The organism is Pseudomonas sp. B21-041 (assembly GCF_024748675.1).
GTDB lineage: Bacteria > Pseudomonadota > Gammaproteobacteria > Pseudomonadales > Pseudomonadaceae > Aquipseudomonas > Aquipseudomonas neuropathica.
Genome location: NZ_CP087175.1, coordinates 425,402 through 442,132, shown reverse-complemented (window position 1 = coordinate 442,132; position 16,731 = coordinate 425,402). Strand labels below are relative to the sequence as shown.

Annotated in this window: 19 protein-coding genes and 1 pseudogene; 14 read left to right on the top strand and 6 right to left on the bottom strand. The window is 60.0% G+C overall.

Annotation, left to right across the window (positions count from 1 at the left end; all coding sequences use genetic code 11):
- The 3 genes from phaZ (at window position 1) to LOY43_RS01925 (ending at window position 3,325) form a co-directional block, all read left to right on the top strand.
- The gene (phaZ, locus tag LOY43_RS01935) at window positions 1–855 is read left to right on the top strand and encodes a poly(3-hydroxyalkanoate) depolymerase (RefSeq protein WP_034152967.1); all 855 of its coding nucleotides are present in this window, start codon (window positions 1–3) and stop codon (window positions 853–855) included.
- Between the two features lie 136 nt (window positions 856–991).
- The gene (gene phaC, locus LOY43_RS01930) at window positions 992–2,674 is read left to right on the top strand and encodes a class II poly(R)-hydroxyalkanoic acid synthase (protein ID WP_220557397.1); all 1,683 of its coding nucleotides are present in this window, start codon (window positions 992–994) and stop codon (window positions 2,672–2,674) included.
- Between the two features lie 30 nt (window positions 2,675–2,704).
- Window positions 2,705–3,325, top strand: coding sequence for a TetR/AcrR family transcriptional regulator (locus tag LOY43_RS01925; RefSeq protein ID WP_093430069.1), 621 nt, complete (start codon window positions 2,705–2,707; stop codon window positions 3,323–3,325).
- 271 nt (window positions 3,326–3,596) lie between these two features.
- Here the strand turns inward: LOY43_RS01925 and LOY43_RS01920 are convergent, their stop codons facing one another.
- The 3 genes from LOY43_RS01920 to LOY43_RS01910 all read right to left on the bottom strand — a co-directional run bounded on the left by LOY43_RS01920 (window position 3,597) and on the right by LOY43_RS01910 (window position 5,458).
- Window positions 3,597–4,517, bottom strand: coding sequence for a phasin family protein (locus tag LOY43_RS01920; protein WP_258709120.1), 921 nt, complete (start codon window positions 4,515–4,517; stop codon window positions 3,597–3,599).
- A 10-nt stretch (window positions 4,518–4,527) separates the two neighbouring features.
- Window positions 4,528–4,950, bottom strand: coding sequence for a phasin family protein (locus LOY43_RS01915; protein ID WP_034152971.1), 423 nt, complete (start codon window positions 4,948–4,950; stop codon window positions 4,528–4,530).
- Window positions 4,951–5,182: 232 nt separating this feature from the next.
- The gene (locus LOY43_RS01910) at window positions 5,183–5,458 is read right to left on the bottom strand and encodes a polyhydroxyalkanoic acid system family protein (protein ID WP_093430067.1); all 276 of its coding nucleotides are present in this window, start codon (window positions 5,456–5,458) and stop codon (window positions 5,183–5,185) included.
- Window positions 5,459–5,612: 154 nt separating this feature from the next.
- Between LOY43_RS01910 and ubiE the strand changes: the two genes are divergently transcribed.
- From ubiE to LOY43_RS28765, 11 genes and pseudogenes are all read left to right on the top strand, one after another.
- Window positions 5,613–6,383 carry a bifunctional demethylmenaquinone methyltransferase/2-methoxy-6-polyprenyl-1,4-benzoquinol methylase UbiE gene (gene ubiE, locus LOY43_RS01905; RefSeq protein WP_008080626.1) on the top strand — a complete coding sequence of 257 codons (771 nt, stop codon included), beginning with the start codon at window positions 5,613–5,615 and terminating at the stop codon, window positions 6,381–6,383.
- The gene (locus LOY43_RS01900; RefSeq protein ID WP_007909360.1) at window positions 6,383–7,006 is read left to right on the top strand and encodes an SCP2 domain-containing protein; all 624 of its coding nucleotides are present in this window, start codon (window positions 6,383–6,385) and stop codon (window positions 7,004–7,006) included. Before ubiE ends, LOY43_RS01900 begins: the two co-directional genes overlap by 1 nt.
- Window positions 7,003–8,607 carry a ubiquinone biosynthesis regulatory protein kinase UbiB gene (gene ubiB / locus LOY43_RS01895; RefSeq protein ID WP_095125305.1) on the top strand — a complete coding sequence of 535 codons (1,605 nt, stop codon included), beginning with the start codon at window positions 7,003–7,005 and terminating at the stop codon, window positions 8,605–8,607. Before LOY43_RS01900 ends, ubiB begins: the two co-directional genes overlap by 4 nt.
- An 81-nt stretch (window positions 8,608–8,688) precedes the next feature.
- Window positions 8,689–9,090: a phosphoribosyl-AMP cyclohydrolase gene (hisI, locus tag LOY43_RS01890; RefSeq protein WP_007909357.1), complete on the top strand. Its 402-nt coding sequence runs from the start codon at window positions 8,689–8,691 to the stop codon at window positions 9,088–9,090.
- Window positions 9,083–9,415 (top strand): phosphoribosyl-ATP diphosphatase, encoded by a 333-nt coding sequence (locus LOY43_RS01885; protein WP_003220849.1) that lies wholly within the window; start codon window positions 9,083–9,085, stop codon window positions 9,413–9,415. The genes hisI and LOY43_RS01885 overlap by 8 nt, the downstream gene beginning before the upstream one ends.
- A 25-nt stretch (window positions 9,416–9,440) precedes the next feature.
- Window positions 9,441–9,722, top strand: a complete 282-nt coding sequence (locus LOY43_RS01880; protein WP_003220847.1) for a twin-arginine translocase TatA/TatE family subunit — start codon at window positions 9,441–9,443, stop codon at window positions 9,720–9,722.
- A gap of 10 nt (window positions 9,723–9,732) precedes the next feature.
- On the top strand, window positions 9,733–10,191 hold the full coding sequence (tatB, locus tag LOY43_RS01875) for a Sec-independent protein translocase protein TatB (RefSeq protein WP_064388885.1): 459 nt from the start codon (window positions 9,733–9,735) through the stop codon (window positions 10,189–10,191).
- Entirely contained in the window at window positions 10,188–10,979 is a 792-nt protein-coding gene (gene tatC, locus LOY43_RS01870) for a twin-arginine translocase subunit TatC (RefSeq protein ID WP_095047195.1), read from the top strand. Before tatB ends, tatC begins: the two co-directional genes overlap by 4 nt.
- On the top strand, window positions 10,976–11,683 hold the full coding sequence (locus tag LOY43_RS01865) for a 16S rRNA (uracil(1498)-N(3))-methyltransferase (RefSeq protein WP_150794140.1): 708 nt from the start codon (window positions 10,976–10,978) through the stop codon (window positions 11,681–11,683). The genes tatC and LOY43_RS01865 overlap by 4 nt, the downstream gene beginning before the upstream one ends.
- A gap of 221 nt (window positions 11,684–11,904) precedes the next feature.
- Window positions 11,905–12,966 (top strand): annotated as a pseudogene (locus tag LOY43_RS28770) (methyl-accepting chemotaxis protein); the annotation flags it as partial.
- On the top strand, window positions 12,949–13,821 hold the full coding sequence (locus tag LOY43_RS28765) for a methyl-accepting chemotaxis protein (RefSeq protein ID WP_371857741.1): 873 nt from the start codon (window positions 12,949–12,951) through the stop codon (window positions 13,819–13,821). The pseudogene LOY43_RS28770 and the gene LOY43_RS28765, both read left to right, overlap by 18 nt.
- Before the next feature lie 122 nt (window positions 13,822–13,943).
- On the opposite strand, the gene LOY43_RS01855 is transcribed toward LOY43_RS28765, so the two are convergent.
- From LOY43_RS01855 to LOY43_RS01845, 3 genes are all read right to left on the bottom strand, one after another.
- Window positions 13,944–14,678 (bottom strand): amino acid ABC transporter ATP-binding protein, encoded by a 735-nt coding sequence (locus tag LOY43_RS01855; protein WP_095047192.1) that lies wholly within the window; start codon window positions 14,676–14,678, stop codon window positions 13,944–13,946.
- Complete coding sequence (locus LOY43_RS01850) at window positions 14,671–15,630, bottom strand: amino acid ABC transporter permease (protein WP_150794142.1); 960 nt, start codon at window positions 15,628–15,630, stop codon at window positions 14,671–14,673. The genes LOY43_RS01855 and LOY43_RS01850 overlap by 8 nt, the downstream gene beginning before the upstream one ends.
- Before the next feature lie 138 nt (window positions 15,631–15,768).
- On the bottom strand, window positions 15,769–16,566 hold the full coding sequence (locus tag LOY43_RS01845; protein ID WP_258709119.1) for a transporter substrate-binding domain-containing protein: 798 nt from the start codon (window positions 16,564–16,566) through the stop codon (window positions 15,769–15,771).
- Between the last annotated feature and the right edge of the window lie 165 nt (window positions 16,567–16,731).

The following is a 16,731-nucleotide window of genomic DNA, read 5'->3' as shown; positions in this document are numbered from 1 at the left end:
ATGCCGCAACCGTTCATATTCCGTACCGTCGATCTGGATGGCCAGACCCTCCGCACGGCGGTACGCCCCGGCAAGCCTCACTTGACGCCCTTGCTGATTTTCAACGGCATCGGCGCCAACCTGGAGCTGGTGTTTCCGTTTGTCGCGGCGCTGGACCCGGATCTGGAAGTGATCGCCTTTGACGTGCCCGGTGTCGGCGGTTCCTCGACGCCGAACCGGCCGTATCGCTTTCCAGGGCTGGCCAAACTGACGTCACGGATGCTCGATTACCTCGACTACGGCCAGGTCAACGTCATCGGCGTGTCGTGGGGCGGCGCACTGGCGCAGCAGTTCGCTTACGACTACCCCGAGCGCTGCAAGAAACTGGTGCTCGCGGCGACCGCGGCCGGTGCAGTAATGGTGCCGGGCAAGCCAAAAGTGCTGTGGATGATGGCCAGTCCGCGGCGCTACATTCAGCCGTCCCACGTGATCCGTATCGCCCCGCTGATCTATGGCGGCTCGTTCCGTCGCGACCCGACGCTGGCGGCCAGCCACGCGGCGAAAGTGCGTTCGGCGGGCAAGCTCGGTTATTACTGGCAACTGTTCGCCGGCCTCGGCTGGACCAGCATTCACTGGCTGCACAAGATCCATCAGCCAACGCTGGTGCTGGCCGGCGATGACGATCCGCTGATCCCGCTGATCAACATGCGCATGCTCGCCTGGCGCATTCCCAACGCGCAACTGCACATCATCGACGACGGCCACCTGTTCCTGATTACCCGCGCCGAAGCGGTGGCGCCGATCATCATGAAATTTCTCCAGGAGGAACGTCAGCGCGCGGTGATGCACCCGCATCCGACACCGCTCGGCGGTTAACCCCGGCGGCAGGCTTTATGCAGGCCTTTAAAGAGTGCGCGGCAGGACGCCGCGCAGGCAGCAACCCGCAACAGCGTCTATGGTGTTCTGGTTCGGTGAGTTTGTTTTTGGCCTGAAGACGAAGGAGTGTTGAGTCATGCGCGACAAACCAGCGACGGGCGTAGTGCCCAGCCCCGCCGTGTTCATCAACGCACAAAGTGCGATCACCGGCCTGCGTGGCCGGGACCTGATCTCGACCTTGCGCAGCGTCGCCGCCCATGGCCTGCGCAATCCGATTCACAGTGCGAAGCACGCGTTGAAACTCGGCGGTCAATTGGGCCGCGTGCTGCTCGGCGAAACCCTGCACCCGACCAATCCGAACGACAGCCGTTTCGCTGATCCGGCGTGGAGCCTCAATCCGTTCTACCGGCGCAGCCTGCAGGCCTATCTGGCCTGGCAAAAACAGGTCAAAAGCTGGATCGACGAAAGCAACATGAGCGATGACGATCGCGCCCGCGCGCATTTCGCCTTCACCCTGCTCAACGACGCTGTGGCGCCGTCGAACACCTTGCTCAACCCGCTGGCGGTCAAGGAGCTGTTCAACTCCGGCGGGCACAGTCTGGTACGCGGCCTCAGTCATTTGTTCGATGACTTGCTGCACAACGACGGCCTGCCACGTCAGGTGACCAAACAGGCTTTCGAGGTCGGCAAGACCGTGGCCACCACCACCGGCTCGGTGGTGTTTCGCAACGATTTGCTTGAGCTGATCCAGTACCGACCGATGAGCGAAAAGCAGTACGCCAAGCCGCTGCTGGTGGTGCCGCCGCAAATCAACAAGTACTACATTTTCGACCTCAGCCCACACAACAGCTTCGTCCAGTACGCACTGAAAAACGGCCTGCAGACCTTCATGATCAGTTGGCGCAACCCGGATGTACGCCATCGCGAATGGGGCCTGTCGACGTATGTCGAGGCGGTGGAAGAGGCGATGAACATCTGTCGGGCGATCACCGGTGCCCGCGAGGTCAACCTGATGGGCGCCTGCGCTGGCGGCCTGACCATCGCCGCCCTGCAAGGGCATTTGCAGGCCAAGCGGCAACTGCGCCGCGTCTCCAGTGCGACGTACCTGGTCAGCCTGCTCGACAGCCAGATTGAAACCCCGGCCACCCTCTTCGCCGATGAACAAACCCTCGAAGCCGCCAAGCGCCGCTCGTACCAGAAAGGCGTGCTCGACGGTCGCGACATGGCCAAGGTCTTCGCCTGGATGCGCCCCAACGATTTGATCTGGAGCTACTTCGTCAACAATTACCTGCTGGGCAAAGAGCCGCCGGCCTTCGACATCCTCTACTGGAACAACGACAACACCCGTCTGCCAGCGGCATTTCACGGCGACCTGCTGGACTTCTTCAAGCACAACCCGCTGACCCATCCGGGCGGGCTGGAAGTGTGCGGCACGCCGATCGACCTGCAGAAAGTCACCGTCGACAGCTTCAGCGTCGCCGGCATGAACGACCACATCACGCCGTGGGATGCGGTGTATCGCTCGACCCTGCTGCTCGGTGGCGAGCGGCGTTTCGTGCTGTCCAACAGCGGCCATGTGCAGAGCATTCTCAACCCGCCGAGCAACCCGAAAGCTGCCTACGTCGAGAACGGCAAGATGAGCAGCGACCCGCGTGCCTGGTACTACGATGGTAAACACGTCGATGGCAGTTGGTGGCCGCAGTGGCTGGAGTGGATTCAACAGCGCTCCGGCGCCCAGCACGAAACCACGTTTACCCTCGGCAACCCGAACTATCCACCGATGGAGGCAGCGCCCGGTACTTACGTGCGTGTGCGCTGACGCTTAACCGAACTTTTCTAAGAAGACTGGATGAAAACCCGCGACCGGATTCTCGAATGTGCTTTGCAACTGTTCAACGAAAAGGGCGAGCCGAACGTCTCCACCATGGAGGTGGCGAACGAAATGGGGATCAGCCCGGGCAATCTCTACTACCACTTCCATGGCAAGGAACCGCTGATTCTCGGCCTGTTCGAACGCTTCCAGAGTGAACTGGCGCCACTGCTCGATCCACCCTCGGATGTGGAACTGGCGCCGGAGGATTACTGGCTGTTTTTGCATTTGATCGTCGAGCGACTGGCGCAGTACCGCTTCCTGTTTCAGGACCTGTCGAACCTCGCCGGGCGCTTGCCGAAGCTGGCCAAGGGGATTCGACATTTGCTCAATGCACTGAAGCGCACACTGGCGTCGTTGCTGGCGCGTTTGAAGGCTTCGGGGCAGTTGGTCAGTGATACGCAGGCGTTGGGGCAGTTGGTTGAGCAGATCACCATGACGTTGCTGTTTTCGCTGGATTATCAGCGGATTCTGGATCGTGAGGGTGAGGTGAGGCTGGTTGTGTACCAGATCATGATGCTGGTGGCGCCGCATTTGTTGCCGCCGGTGAAGGTCGCTACGGAGCGGATGGCCCTGCAATACCTTGAAGATCACGACTGAATCAAAAGCCCCTCACCCTAGCCCTCCCGAAACGTCGGACCGCCCGGAGGGAGAGGGGACTGATTGGGGGATGCTGATGAGCTACACCGACCTGAAAGGGTTTTGTTGAATCCATAATCGACTCGATCGTTCAGGTCGACGTACGACGCAAGACACCTCGTTCGGCCCCCTCTCCCTCTGGGAGAGGGCTGGGGTGAGGGGGCGGCCTTGAAATGCACAAACAAAAACGCCCGACCTTCACAGGCCGGGCGTTTTGTTTTGCCCTGAAAAATCAGGACTGACTGGTTGGCGTCGACGGGGTCGATGCAGCAGTCGGGGTGGCCGCCGGAGTCGGTGCTGCGGCGGAATTCGACGCACTCACCGGAGCTGCCGGAGCGGCAGGTTTGGCTGCAGCAGGTGCGGCCGGTTTCGGCGCAGCGGCTTTCGGCGCGGCCGGTTTTTTCACTGCCGGTTTCTTCGCCGCAGCAGGTTTCGCTGCAGGCTTGGCAGCCGGTTTGGCGGCAGCAGTTTTCGCTGCTGGCTTGGCGGCGGGTTTCGCTGCAGTTTTGACCGCAGGTTTAGCTGCCGGCTTGGCAGCGGCTTTGGCGGCAACCGGTTTGGCTGCGGCTTTGGCTGCAGGCTTGGCGGCTGCGGTTTTCGCTGCTGGCTTGGCCGCGGCTTTAGCAGCAGGTTTAGCTGCCGCTTTGGCCAGTGGCTTGGCAGCAGACTTGGCTGCTGGTTTGGCCGCAGCCGTTTTCGCGGCCGGTTTTGCCGCAGCGGTTTTCGCCGCCGGTTGGGTTTTCAGACCGGTGAGTTTTTCGATCTGCTTGGTCAAGGTTTCCACCTTGCTATGCAGTGCTTTGACCTCATTGCGGCTCGGTACACCCAGGCGCGAAATTGCGCTGTTCAGGCGCTTGTCGAAAGCCCCTTCCAGCTCGTCCCATTTGCCCAGTGCGCGATCTTTCACGCCGCTGATGCGCGACTTGGCCGAAGAAGCGGAATCCTTGGCAGCGTCGACTTTTTTGCCGACTGCGGATTTGGTGAGCTTCTCGGCTTTCTCGCCGTCTTTGACCAATGTATCGAAGAGCTTGCTGCCGTCAGTGTCGATCTTCGAGTACACGCCTAAACCAGCCAGCCAGATTTTGCGGGAGTAGTCTTCGACTTTCCCGATCCACGAGCTGCCTTCTTTATCGGTGTTCTTTTTACCAGCCATCCCGTTCTCCTTAAGATTTACGCGCGACGCGTTCGAGCAATGCCGTCAGCTCATCGAGCTTAGCAGAGAGTGTCTCAACGTCATGTTTAGACGGAATGCCGATACGATTCAAGGCGCTTGCTACACGGGAGTCGAACGCCTTCTCGACCTTGTCGAGCTGAACTTCGACACGACCTTTGAACGAGCTGACTTCGCTCTTGGCTTCATCGATCTCGGCGTTGGCCGCTTCGAGTTTTTCGGTGACGGCTTTTTTGCCTTTCTTTTCAACAGTTTGACCAGCCTTGATCAGCTCTTGAAAGTAGTCGCTGCCCTCTTGGCCGACCTTGGCGTAGGCACCCAGGCCTGCCAGCCAGATCTTGCGGGCATAGGATTTGACGTCGCTCAGAGCAGAAGTCGAAGCGTCGATTTTTTTCTTCAAAATGACTTTGGCCATGGTGCACCTCACGCGCAGAAGGTTTGAGGAACTGCCCGCGAAAGTGTCGGGCTCAGGCACAAAGTAAGGAGATAAATTAGAAACGGCACCCTAACAACTGACATAAACAGAGGGAGCACCACAAAACAAATGTAGGAGTGAGCCTGCTCGCGATAGCGGTGTATCAGTCAAAAATGGAGTCGACTGACAGACCGCTATCGCGAGCAGGCTCACTCCTACAAGGGATCGTGTTTCAGACCAAAGCCTTGTCGAGGGCTTTTTCGATTTCGGCTTTGATCATGCCGCTCATGGCCGACATCATGATGCCCAACTCCACATCGACCTTGATCGAATCGTCCGCCACATGCACCGCGCCTTTCACGCCCGAGCGCTTGAGGTTCAGGGTATCGCCCGACCATTGCGGCTCAAGGCCATATTGATCGGAGAGTTTTTGCGCCAGCTTGTCGGCCTTCTCGCGGGCGGCTTCCTTACCCAGGTTGTGGGCACGCTCAACAGTGATTTTGGCCATTACATGACTCCTGATTTAAAAAGATGTGTCGGTAAATCTTGACCGCCGCTGCGGCAAATCGTCCCGAGGATTGCCCATCTTACCTTTAGCCATTCCAAGACAAAGCATGGCTTGGGGATTAGAATGTCGCGCATTCTCTTTTGGTGACAGCGATATGACTGATCAGCGCAAAGGCAGCGATGCCGAACCCACCACTCACTTCGGCTTCAAAAACGTTCCGGAAAGCCAGAAAGCGGAAAAAGTCGCTGAAGTTTTCCACTCGGTAGCCGCGAAATACGACTTGATGAACGACCTTCTGTCGGGCGGCATGCACCGCCTGTGGAAGCGTTTCGCGATCGAACTGTCGGGCGTACGCAGCGGTAACCGCGTGCTGGACATCGCCGGCGGTACCGGTGACCTGACCAAAAAGTTCTCGCACCTGGTCGGCCCGACCGGTCAGGTGGTATTGGCCGACATCAACGAATCGATGCTCAAGGTCGGCCGTGACCGCCTGCTCGATCTGGGTGTCGCTGGCAACGTCGAATTCGTTCAGGCGGACGCGGAAAAACTGCCGTTCCCGGACAACCACTTCGACTGCGTGACCATCGCTTTCGGCCTGCGCAACGTGACGCACAAAGAAGACGCCTTGCGTTCGATGCTGCGCGTGCTCAAGCCCGGCGGTCGTCTGCTGGTGCTGGAATTCTCCAAACCGACCAACGCGCTGATGTCGAAAGCCTACGACGCTTATTCGTTCGCCTTCATGCCGCTGATGGGCAAGCTGATCACCAACGACTCGGAAAGCTATCGCTACCTGGCCGAATCGATCCGCATGCATCCGAATCAGGAAACCCTGAAGTCGATGATGGTCGACGCCGGTTTCGACCGCGTGACCTATCACAACATGACCGCAGGCATCGTCGCCCTGCACCGCGGCATCAAGCCCTGATGTTGCTCACCGGGCTGCTCGCCAGCGTTGAACTCGGCCTCAACCGGGTGCTGCGTCTCGACAGCACGGCGCTGCCGCGGCTGGCGCATTTGACCGGCAAGGTGATTGCCGTCGACTGCCGCAGCCCGGCGCTGCAACTGTTCATCCTGCCGAGTGATGAAGGTCTGATGCTGGCCTCGCATTGGGAAACCGGTGTCGACTGCACCCTGCGTGCGCCGGCCTCGAGCCTGATCAAACTGGCCGTGAGCAAAGACAAGACCGCAGTGCTGCATGCCCCGGAAGTCGAGCTCGATGGCGACAGCGGCGTGCTGCTGGAGCTGGCCGGTGTGCTGCAAGACCTTGAGCTGGACTGGGAGTACGAACTCTCGCGCTGGCTCGGCCCGGTCGCCACGCAACTGGTCGGTGGCCATCTGCGCAGCCGCGCACGCTGGTATCAACAAGGATTTGCCAGCCTCAACCAGAACCTCGCCGAATACCTCGCCGAAGAATCGCGCACCCTCGTCGGGCAGCGCGAAGCCGAAGCGCGATTCAGCGAACTGGACCGGATCAAACTTGATCTGGAACGTCTCGAGGCGCGTTTCGAGCGCCTTTCCCGATCCCTCGACCCAAGCGATAACGCATGAAGCTGCTTGCCGTCCGCCGTCTATTGCGCATCCAGCGCGTCGTGATCCGCTACCGCCTCGATGACCTGCTGTTCGATCTGCCGCTGCCCTGGTTTCTCCTGGCGCTGCGCTACGTGCTGCCGTGGCGCTGGTTCCCGCGCAAGCCGCTGGACCTGAGCCGGGGCGCGCGTCTGCGTCTGGCGTTGCAGGATCTGGGACCGATCTTCATCAAGTTCGGGCAGATTCTTTCGACCCGCCGCGACCTGCTGCCGGAAGACATCGCCGATGAGCTGATGCTGTTGCAGGACCGCGTGCCGCCGTTCGATTCGCAGCTGTCGATCAAGCTGATCGAAGAACAGTTGGGCAAGAAGATCAGCGACGTGTTCAGCCGTTTCGACGTTGAGCCACTGGCCTCAGCCTCCGTGGCGCAGGTACATGCCGCGCAGCTGAAAACCGGCGAAGAAGTGGTGGTCAAAGTGATCCGGCCGGGTCTGAAGCCGATCATCGCGCAGGATCTGGCGTGGCTGTTTATCCTCGCCCGCACTGCCGAAAAACTCTCCGCCGATGCGCGCCTGCTGCACCCGGTCGACGTGGTCCAGGACTACGAAAAAACCATCTACGACGAACTCGATCTGCTGCGCGAGGCGGCCAACGCCAGCCAGTTGAAGCGTAACTTCGAAGGTTCGCCGCTGCTCTACGTGCCGCAAGTCTATTGGGACTGGTGCCGACCGAAAGTGCTGGTGATGGAGCGTATCTACGGCATCCAGGTCACCGATCTGGCGACCCTTGCCGACCAGCGTACCGACATGAAAATGCTCGCCGAGCGCGGTGTGGAGATTTTCTTCACCCAAGTGTTCCGCGACAGTTTCTTCCACGCCGACATGCACCCGGGCAACATCTTCGTCAGCACCGTCAACCCTTGGAGTCCGCAGTACATCGCGATCGATTGCGGCATCGTCGGCAGCCTGACCCCGGAAGACCAGGATTATCTGGCGCGCAATCTGTTCGCCTTCTTCAAGCGTGACTACCGCCGTGTGGCGCAACTGCACATCGATTCGGGCTGGGTACCGGCGGAAACCAAACTCAACGAATTCGAAGCGGCGATCCGTACGGTGTGCGAACCGATCTTCGAAAAACCGTTAAAAGATATTTCATTTGGCCAGGTGCTGATGCGCCTGTTCCAGACCGCACGGCGCTTCAACATGGAAGTGCAGCCGCAACTGGTGCTGCTGCAAAAGACCCTGTTAAACATCGAAGGCCTCGGTCGTCAGTTGTATCCGGATCTGGATCTGTGGAACACCGCGCAGCCATTCCTCGAGCGCTGGATGCGCGAGCGTGTCAGCCCGAAAGCCTTGCTGGGCAACGTGCAGAGCCAGTTCGAACAGCTTCCGCATCTGGCCAACATGGCCCGCGATCTGCTCGAACGCATGTCCCAGCCGCACGCCTATGACCCGCCGCCACCGTGGCACAAACGCAAGGACGACTGGTTCCTGCGCCTGCTCGGTTGCGCGCATCTGGCGGGCGGGGTGATCCTGGCCATCGGTGGCCCGCTGCACGAATTGGGGCATTGGCCGGCCGGAATCATGGTGGCAGTCGGCTTGTATCTGGTCGTTCGCCGATAGCCAGTTTCGTGAACGGCTGGCACACTGTTTCAATGCCTGAACCCGACTATTGAAGTGTGGGGTTCGCTGTCGGAGTCGAAGATGAAAAACTGGCTGGACGAGATCAAATGGGACGCTGATGGCCTGGTGCCGGCGATTGCCCAGGATCACAAGACCGGACGCGTGCTGATGATGGCCTGGATGAACCGCGAAGCGCTCGAACTGACCGCTGCGGAAAACCGTGCAATCTACTGGTCACGTTCCCGTGGCAAGCTGTGGCGCAAGGGCGAAGAGTCCGGCCATGTGCAGACCTTGCATGAGATGCGTCTGGACTGTGACGCCGACGTGATCATCCTGATGGTTGAACAGATCGGCGACATCGCTTGCCATACCGGCCGTCAAAGCTGCTTTTACCGTGTCTTCGAAAACGGCGACTGGAAGACAGTCGACCCGGTCCTGAAAGACCCGCACGCTATCTATTCCGCAGGACACAAACATGAGTGACACCCTGACCCGCCTCGCTCAGGTACTTGAAGAGCGCAAAGGCGCAGCCGCCGACAGCTCGTATGTGGCTAGTCTGTATCACAAGGGCCTGAACAAGATTCTGGAGAAAGTCGGCGAAGAGTCGGTCGAAACCATTATTGCCGCCAAGGACGCCGCCATCAGCGGCGACTGCAGCGACGTGATCTACGAGACCGCCGACCTGTGGTTCCACAGCATGGTCATGCTCGCCCAACTGGGGCAGCATCCGCAGGCCGTGCTGGATGAACTGGATCGTCGCTTCGGCCTGTCCGGACACGTCGAGAAAGCCTCGCGTCCGTCCGCCTGAACAATTTTTAGAGAGGAACAGCAACATGGGCATTTTTGACTGGAAACACTGGATCGTCATTCTGGTTGTCGTGGTGCTGGTGTTCGGCACCAAGAAACTGAAAAACCTCGGCACCGACGTTGGCGAGTCGATCAAGGGCTTCCGCAAAGCCATGAACGACGATGAAAAACCGGCTGCCGATCCAACCGTGACACCTGCGCAGCCAGTGCCACCGGTGCAGCCGCAAGCCACCGCTCAGGCCAATCCGCCGCACACCATCGACGTGCAGGCGCAGAAAGTCGAAGAGCCGATCCGCAAAGACGTGTGAGCACTGACTAATGTTTGGTATCAGCTTCTCTGAACTGCTGCTCGTCGGCCTCGTCGCCCTGCTGGTGCTGGGCCCCGAGCGTCTGCCGGGCGCTGCACGCACCGCCGGCCTGTGGGTCGGACGGCTGAAGCGCAGCTTCAACGCGATCAAACAGGAAGTTGAACGTGAAATCGGTGCTGACGAAATCCGTCGGCAACTGCACAACGAGCACATTCTGTCGCTGGAGCAAGAGGCGCGGAAAATTTTCAATCCGGTTCAGCAAGAACCGACGCCGGTTGAGCATGTGGGTCAGCAGACGATTCATGCGCCGACCGCGCCTGTTACGCCAGCACCGGCACCCGCTGCCGTTGTAGCACCGACAGAGCCGGCGCCAGCCGCTGTGGAACAATCTGTTGAACACGTTGCGCCAACCGCCGCGCCGATCACACCTGCGCCTCACGACACCACTTTGCCGCCGCGAGCCCCATGAGCGATCTCCCCGAAAACGACCAGCACATGCCGCTGGTTTCGCACCTCACCGAGTTGCGCACCCGCCTGCTGCGTTGTGTGGCGGCGATCTTCATCATCTTCGCCGGGCTGTTTGCGTTCACCCAGCAGATCTATACCTTCGTCTCGACGCCGCTGCGCCAGTACCTGCCGGTCGGCGCGACGATGATCGCCACCGACGTGTCGTCGCCGTTCCTGACGCCGCTGAAGCTGACGATGATGGTCTCGCTGTTCCTCGCGATCCCGGTGATCCTGCATCAGATCTGGGGCTTTATCGCGCCGGGCCTGTACAAGCATGAGAAACGCATCGCCGTGCCGCTGCTGGTGTCCAGCATCCTGCTGTTCTACACCGGCATGGCCTTCGCCTATTACTTCGTGTTCCCGCTGATCTTCAAGTTCTTCGCTGCCGCCACCCCGGCGGGCGTGGAAATGATGACCGACATCGCCAGTTACCTCGATTTCGTCATGACGCTGTTCTTCGCCTTCGGCGTGGCGTTCGAGATCCCGGTGGCCGTGGTGCTGCTGGTGTGGATTGGCGTGGTCGACGTGGCCTACCTGAAGAAGATCCGCCCGTACGTGATCATCGGCTGCTTCGTGGTCGGCATGATCCTGACGCCGCCGGACATTTTCTCGCAGACCCTGCTGGCCGTGCCGATGTGGATGTTGTTTGAAATCGGCATCCTGTTCGGTGGCTTGATCAGCAAGCGCGAACGTCCGGAAGAAAACCCGGCCGACGACCACAACGACCAGCCGCCAGCGACCCAGGCATGAACCTGCTGTTGCTTGAAGAGGCTGACTTCATTGCGGCCGACCGTGTGGTGCTGCGTGATCGCCGCCTGACCCATATGCAGGAAGTTCACCGTTCGGAAGTCGGTGACAGCCTGCGTGTTGGCCGGATCAATGGGCTGATGGGCTCGGCTGAATTGCTGCGACTGGAAACAGGCGAAGCCGAGCTGCGCGTAAGTCTCGATCAGCCGCCACCTGCCAAGCTGCCGCTGACACTGGTACTCGCCCTGCCGCGGCCGAAAATGCTCCGCCGGGTGTTTCAGACCGTGGCGACCATGGGCGTGTCGAAGGTGATTCTGGTCAACAGCTATCGGGTCGAGAAGAGTTTCTGGCAGACGCCGTTTCTTGAGCCTGAGGCGATTCGCGAAAATTTGATCCTCGGCCTCGAACAGGCCCGCGACACCGTGCTGCCGGAAATCATCATCGAGAAGCGCTTCAAGCCGTTTGTTGAGGATCGGCTGCCGGCGATTACCGACGGCACCCTCGGTCTGGTCGGTCATCCCGGTAACTACCCGCCGTGCCCACGCGCCCTCAGCGAACCCGTCACCCTGGCCATCGGTCCCGAAGGTGGCTGGATCCCCTACGAAATAGATTTGCTGGCCAAATCTGGCCTGCAACCGGTGCAACTCGGCGAGCGCATCCTGCGCGTCGAAACCGCCGTCACCGCCCTGCTCGCCCGGCTCTTCTAAGTTCAACTCCGCTCCCGTGTAGGAGCTGCCGAAGGCTCGGGCCGCGATCGGACGATCTTTTAATTTTGCTTCAACAAAACAAGATCAAAAGATCGCAGCCTCGTTTCACTCGACAGCTCCTACAGGATGGCGGCGCCCCGGATAAATGGTGTTACAGATTGCCATCATCCGGCCGATACCCTCTCCATAAGTCCAATTAGTGGTCCGAAGGGAGTGGTCGCATGTACCGTTGGTTAGCCGAGAGTCTTGGAAACGTCAGCGTCAAACGCAAGCTGGGCATCGGTTTCGGCCTGGTGCTGTTGCTGACACTGTTGATCACCTTCACCGGCTGGACCGGCATGAGCGGCATCATCAGCCGTGGTGACAAGCTGGGTTTTATCTCCAGCCTCAATGAGCTGACCAAGGACCTGCGCCTGGCGCGCATGGATTACGACATGCGTCGCGGCGAGCAGGGACCGGGCACGGTCAACGAATTCCTGAGCAAACTCGAAAGCGGCCTGCAATCGGCACGCGGCATGATTGAGCAGCCGTCCGATGTGGCGATGGTCGATCAACAATTGGCTGCCGTGGCCGAATACAAGCGTGCCTTCGGTGAAATGACGCAGGCCACCGTGCAGCGTGAAGACGCACGCAGCAAGCTGGGCGCCAATGCCGACAATGCCGTATCCAAGGTCGGCGCGGTCGAGAGCGCGCTGCTGCAAGGCGACAGCATCGCGCAATACAACGCGGTGATCGAACTGAGCAAGCTGCTGCAGCAAGCGCGATATCAGGTGCGCGGTTACACCTACAGCGGTAAGGCCGATGCCGAGCAACCAGCCCTGACCGCGATCGACAATGCCCTGAAAAACCTCGAAAGCCTGCCGTCCCGCGTCCCAGATCAGCATATCGCCAACCTGCAGCAAGCCACCGAGTCGCTCAAGGCTTACCGTGCAGCCGTGGCTCAATTCCGTGATTCTCAAGTAAAAAACGCTGCAGCACTGGTCAACATGTCTGCTCAGGGTGACATTTTGATCGCCGTCAGCAAGAAACTGACTGAATCGCAAACCGTCGTACGTGACACCGATGCCGCACGTGCCAAAAACTTGCTGCTGATCGCCACCGCACTGGCCGTAGCGTTCGGTCTGCTGGCCGCCTGGGCAATCACCCGCCAGATCATCATCCCGCTGAACCAGACCCTGAAAGTCGCCGAGCGCGTGGCTGCGGGCGACCTGACGCACAACTTGGTTTCCCTGCGTCGCGACGAACTCGGCCAACTGCAACGTTCGATGCAGAGCATGACCCAAGGCCTGCGTGAACTGGTCGGCGGGATCAGCGATGGCGTCACCCAGATCGCCAGCGCCGCTGAAGAACTGTCGGCGGTGACCGAGCAGACCAGCGCCGGGGTCAACAATCAGAAAATCGAGACCGACCAGGTCGCCACCGCCATGAACGAAATGGCCGCCACCGTGCAGGAAGTCGCGCGTAACGCCGAAGAGGCTTCCGAAGCCGCCGTCGCTGCTGACCAACAGGCCCGCGAAGGCGACAAAGTCGTCGGCGAAGCGATTGCTCAGATCGAACGCCTGGCCGTTGAAGTCGGTCACTCGACCGAAGCCATGGGTGAACTGAAGCGCGAAAGCGACAAGATCGGCAGCGTCCTCGACGTGATCAAATCCGTGGCCCAGCAAACCAACCTGCTGGCCCTCAACGCCGCCATCGAGGCCGCGCGTGCCGGTGAAGCCGGGCGTGGTTTTGCCGTGGTCGCCGACGAAGTGCGCAGCCTTGCGCAACGTACGCAGAAGTCCACCGAAGAAATCGAAGAACTTATCGTCGGCCTGCAAAACGGCACCCAGCAAGTGGCAACGATCATGGACAACAGCCGCACCCTCACCGACAGCAGCGTTGAACTGACCCGCCGTGCCGGTGGTTCGCTGGAAAGCATTACTCGCACCGTTTCGGCGATTCAGGCGATGAACCAGCAGATTGCGGCAGCGGCCGAGCAGCAGAGTGCGGTGGCTGAAGAGATCAACCGTAGCGTGCTGAATGTGCGGGATGTGTCGGATCAGACGTCGGCGGCGAGTGAAGAGACCGCGGCGTCCAGCGTTGAGCTGGCGCGGTTGGGGACGCATCTGCAGATGTTGGTCGGTCGATTTAAGGTCTAGCCCAACGATCGTTCCCACGCTCTGCGTGGGAACGCATCCTGTGACGCTCCGCGTCGCGCATGCAAAGAGACGCGGAGCGTCCAGGGCGGCATTCCCACGCGGAGCGTGGGAACGATCAGGTACTACAAGACCTGACGCAAGAAGGCCTGCGCGCGCGGATCCTTCGGCGCATCAAAGAATTCAGCCGGCGCAGCATCTTCCAGCAACTTGCCGTGATCGAAGAACAACACTCGATCCGCCACTTCCCGGGCAAAACCCATTTCGTGGGTCACGCAGACCATGGTCATGCCTTCCACGGCCAGGTTCTTCATCACGTCCAGCACCTCGCCGACCATTTCCGGGTCGAGGGCCGAAGTCGGCTCGTCAAACAACATCACCTTCGGCTCCATCGCCAGCGCTCGGGCGATCGCCACGCGCTGTTGCTGACCACCGGACAGGCGTGACGGAAATTCGTTGGCCTTCTGCGCAATCCCGACCTTTTGCAGCAACTCCATCGCCTTGGCTTCGCGCTCTTGCTTGCCGCGCTTGCGCACGACTTTCTGCGCCAGACAGAGGTTTTCCAGCACGGTCATGTGCGGGAACAGGTTGAAATGCTGGAACACCATGCCGACTTCGCGGCGGTAGGCGTTGACGTCGGTTTTCGGGTCGGCCAATTGCAGGCCGTCGATGCTCACCGAGCCGGAATCGAATTGTTCCAGGCCATTGAGGCAACGCAGGAAGGTCGACTTGCCGGAACCGGACGGGCCGATGACCACCAGCACTTCGCCTTTGGCCACCGTGGTGCTGACGTTATCCACCGCGCGCACTACTTGCCCGCGGGTGTCGAAGACTTTTACCAGATCGCGGACTTCAATCACTTTGCGCGAGCCTCCGCTCAAGCCGGCTGGCGATTTTCGACAGCGGCAGGTTGATCAACAGGTACAGACCGGCGACGCAGAACAAAATCTCGAACGGCGAGAACGAGGTGGTGATGACCTCACGGCCGCTTTTTAACAGTTCGGTGATGGCGATCACCGACACCAGCGAGGTGTCCTTGACCAGACTGATGAATTGCCCGGCCAGCGGCGGCAGCACGCGTTTCAGCGCTTGCGGCAACACCACGTGACGCATCGATTGACCGGCACTCAGACCGAGCGAGCGCGCTGCTTCGTTCTGGCCACGGGCAATCGATTGCACGCCGGAGCGGATGATCTCCGCCACGTAGGCGCCAGTGAACAGCGACAGCGCGGCGATCCCGGCGAACTCGCGGGACAGGTTCATCACCGTGCCGATGAAGAAGTAGAAAATGAAGATCTGCACCAGCAGCGGCGTGCCGCGCACCAGTTCGACATAAATCGTCGAGAGGTCGCGCAGGGTCGGGTTGTTCGACAGCCGACAGAGGCCGGTGACCAGACCGATCAGCAAACCCAGGACACCGGAAACCACTGACAGCCAAAGCGTGGTCCACAGCCCCCACAACAGCGGGCCTGCTGCCCAATGCCGAGTCACGCCCACGACGTCGCCTTCGGCGACATCGTCGCCCTGAGCGAATTGCAGGCTGTTCTCGTCGACAGTCAGGTGCTGCTCGTCACCGGCGTCGTTGCGCAGGGTGACTTGCGCGCTGCTGCCCTTGCGCACCAGTTCGGTGACGGTGGAGATGTCGGTGGCACGCTGGGTTTCCTCGGCCTGATAGGCGAAGTACTGCGGCACACGGTTCCAGCGCCATTCGTAGGACATCAGCGACGTCGCGTAATACAACGCGCCCGCCAGGCCGACCAGCACCAGCACGGTGAGGACGTGCCAGGGCCATTGGGCTTTTTTCTGTTTCATTGCAGGTTCTCGGATGATCGTTCCCACGCTCTGCGTGGGAATGCCGCTCGGGACGCTCTGCGTCCCTGCCTGTTCGTGACGCGGAGCGTCACAGGATGCGTTCCCACGCGGAGCGTGGGAACGATCAGCGGATGCGCGTTATTCCATGTCCTTGAGCCACTCGGTGCTCTTGAACCACTTGTCATGGATGCGATCGTAGGTGCCGTCTTCGTGGATCTGGTGCAGGAAGTTGTTGATGAAGTTGAGGCTGTCGTAGTCACCCTTCTTCAAACCGAACGCCAATGGCTCGTAGGTGAACGGTTTGTCGAGGAACACCAGTTTGCCGGCGCCGACCTTGGTCACCGCAACGACGTTGTACGGGGCGTCATAGATAAAGGCGTCAGCCTTGCCGTTGACCACGTCAAGCACGGCTTCCTGCTCGTTGTCGTAGCCGTGGTACTTGGCTTTGGAGATCAGCTTCTTGGCGACCATTTCGCCGGTGGTGCCGAGCTTGGAGGTGATGCGGTAGTCTGCTGTGTTCAGGTCTTTGTAGGACTTGATGGTGCCTTCCAGTTCCTTGCGGATCAGCAGGGTCTGACCGACAACGATGAATGGGTCGCTGAAGTTCAGGCGCAGGTTGCGTTCCTGAGTCAGGGTCATGCCGCTACCGATCATGTCGAACTTGTCGGTCATCAGCGCCGGGATGATGCCGTCGTAACCGGTGGAAACCAGTTCCAGCTTGACGCCCATGGCCTTGGACATGGCTTTGAGGATATCGACTTCGAAGCCGATGATTTCGCCGCGCTTGTTGGTCATTTCGAACGGCATGTAGGTCGGATCCATACCGACTTTCAACGTGCCGCGCTTGACCGCGTCATCGATCGCACCGGCCTGCGCCGCATTGACTGCAACCAGTGCCGTGACGCCGACCAGCAGCATCGACAGATACTTCTTCATCTTCAAGTCCCCAAAACCATTGCGTTTGCGGCGCGAAAACCAACAGTGACGGGCAAAAAAGCCCGGGTGCGCCAATTCGGGGACGGATGCTAACGCACTCGTTTTTTTGCACAAGGTTTAATGGACGATTTGTTTAACAATCAAGGGCTACCCCCTCACCCCAGC

Excerpts from the sequence above, each read along its gene's own strand:
- phaZ (WP_034152967.1), top strand. The coding sequence starts at position 1 with ATGCCGCAACCGTTCATATTCCGTACCGTCGATCTGGATGGCCAGACC.
- phaC (WP_220557397.1), top strand. The coding sequence starts at position 992 with ATGCGCGACAAACCAGCGACGGGCGTAGTGCCCAGCCCCGCCGTGTTC.
- LOY43_RS01925 (WP_093430069.1), top strand. The coding sequence starts at position 2,705 with ATGAAAACCCGCGACCGGATTCTCGAATGTGCTTTGCAACTGTTCAAC.
- LOY43_RS01920 (WP_258709120.1), bottom strand. The coding sequence starts at position 4,517 with ATGGCTGGTAAAAAGAACACCGATAAAGAAGGCAGCTCGTGGATCGGG.
- LOY43_RS01915 (WP_034152971.1), bottom strand. The coding sequence starts at position 4,950 with ATGGCCAAAGTCATTTTGAAGAAAAAAATCGACGCTTCGACTTCTGCT.
- LOY43_RS01910 (WP_093430067.1), bottom strand. The coding sequence starts at position 5,458 with ATGGCCAAAATCACTGTTGAGCGTGCCCACAACCTGGGTAAGGAAGCC.
- ubiE (WP_008080626.1), top strand. The coding sequence starts at position 5,613 with ATGACTGATCAGCGCAAAGGCAGCGATGCCGAACCCACCACTCACTTC.
- LOY43_RS01900 (WP_007909360.1), top strand. The coding sequence starts at position 6,383 with ATGTTGCTCACCGGGCTGCTCGCCAGCGTTGAACTCGGCCTCAACCGG.
- ubiB (WP_095125305.1), top strand. The coding sequence starts at position 7,003 with ATGAAGCTGCTTGCCGTCCGCCGTCTATTGCGCATCCAGCGCGTCGTG.
- hisI (WP_007909357.1), top strand. The coding sequence starts at position 8,689 with ATGAAAAACTGGCTGGACGAGATCAAATGGGACGCTGATGGCCTGGTG.
- LOY43_RS01885 (WP_003220849.1), top strand. The coding sequence starts at position 9,083 with ATGAGTGACACCCTGACCCGCCTCGCTCAGGTACTTGAAGAGCGCAAA.
- LOY43_RS01880 (WP_003220847.1), top strand. The coding sequence starts at position 9,441 with ATGGGCATTTTTGACTGGAAACACTGGATCGTCATTCTGGTTGTCGTG.
- tatB (WP_064388885.1), top strand. The coding sequence starts at position 9,733 with ATGTTTGGTATCAGCTTCTCTGAACTGCTGCTCGTCGGCCTCGTCGCC.
- tatC (WP_095047195.1), top strand. The coding sequence starts at position 10,188 with ATGAGCGATCTCCCCGAAAACGACCAGCACATGCCGCTGGTTTCGCAC.
- LOY43_RS01865 (WP_150794140.1), top strand. The coding sequence starts at position 10,976 with ATGAACCTGCTGTTGCTTGAAGAGGCTGACTTCATTGCGGCCGACCGT.
- LOY43_RS28765 (WP_371857741.1), top strand. The coding sequence starts at position 12,949 with ATGCAGAGCATGACCCAAGGCCTGCGTGAACTGGTCGGCGGGATCAGC.
- LOY43_RS01850 (WP_150794142.1), bottom strand. The coding sequence starts at position 15,630 with ATGAAACAGAAAAAAGCCCAATGGCCCTGGCACGTCCTCACCGTGCTG.
- LOY43_RS01845 (WP_258709119.1), bottom strand. The coding sequence starts at position 16,566 with ATGAAGAAGTATCTGTCGATGCTGCTGGTCGGCGTCACGGCACTGGTT.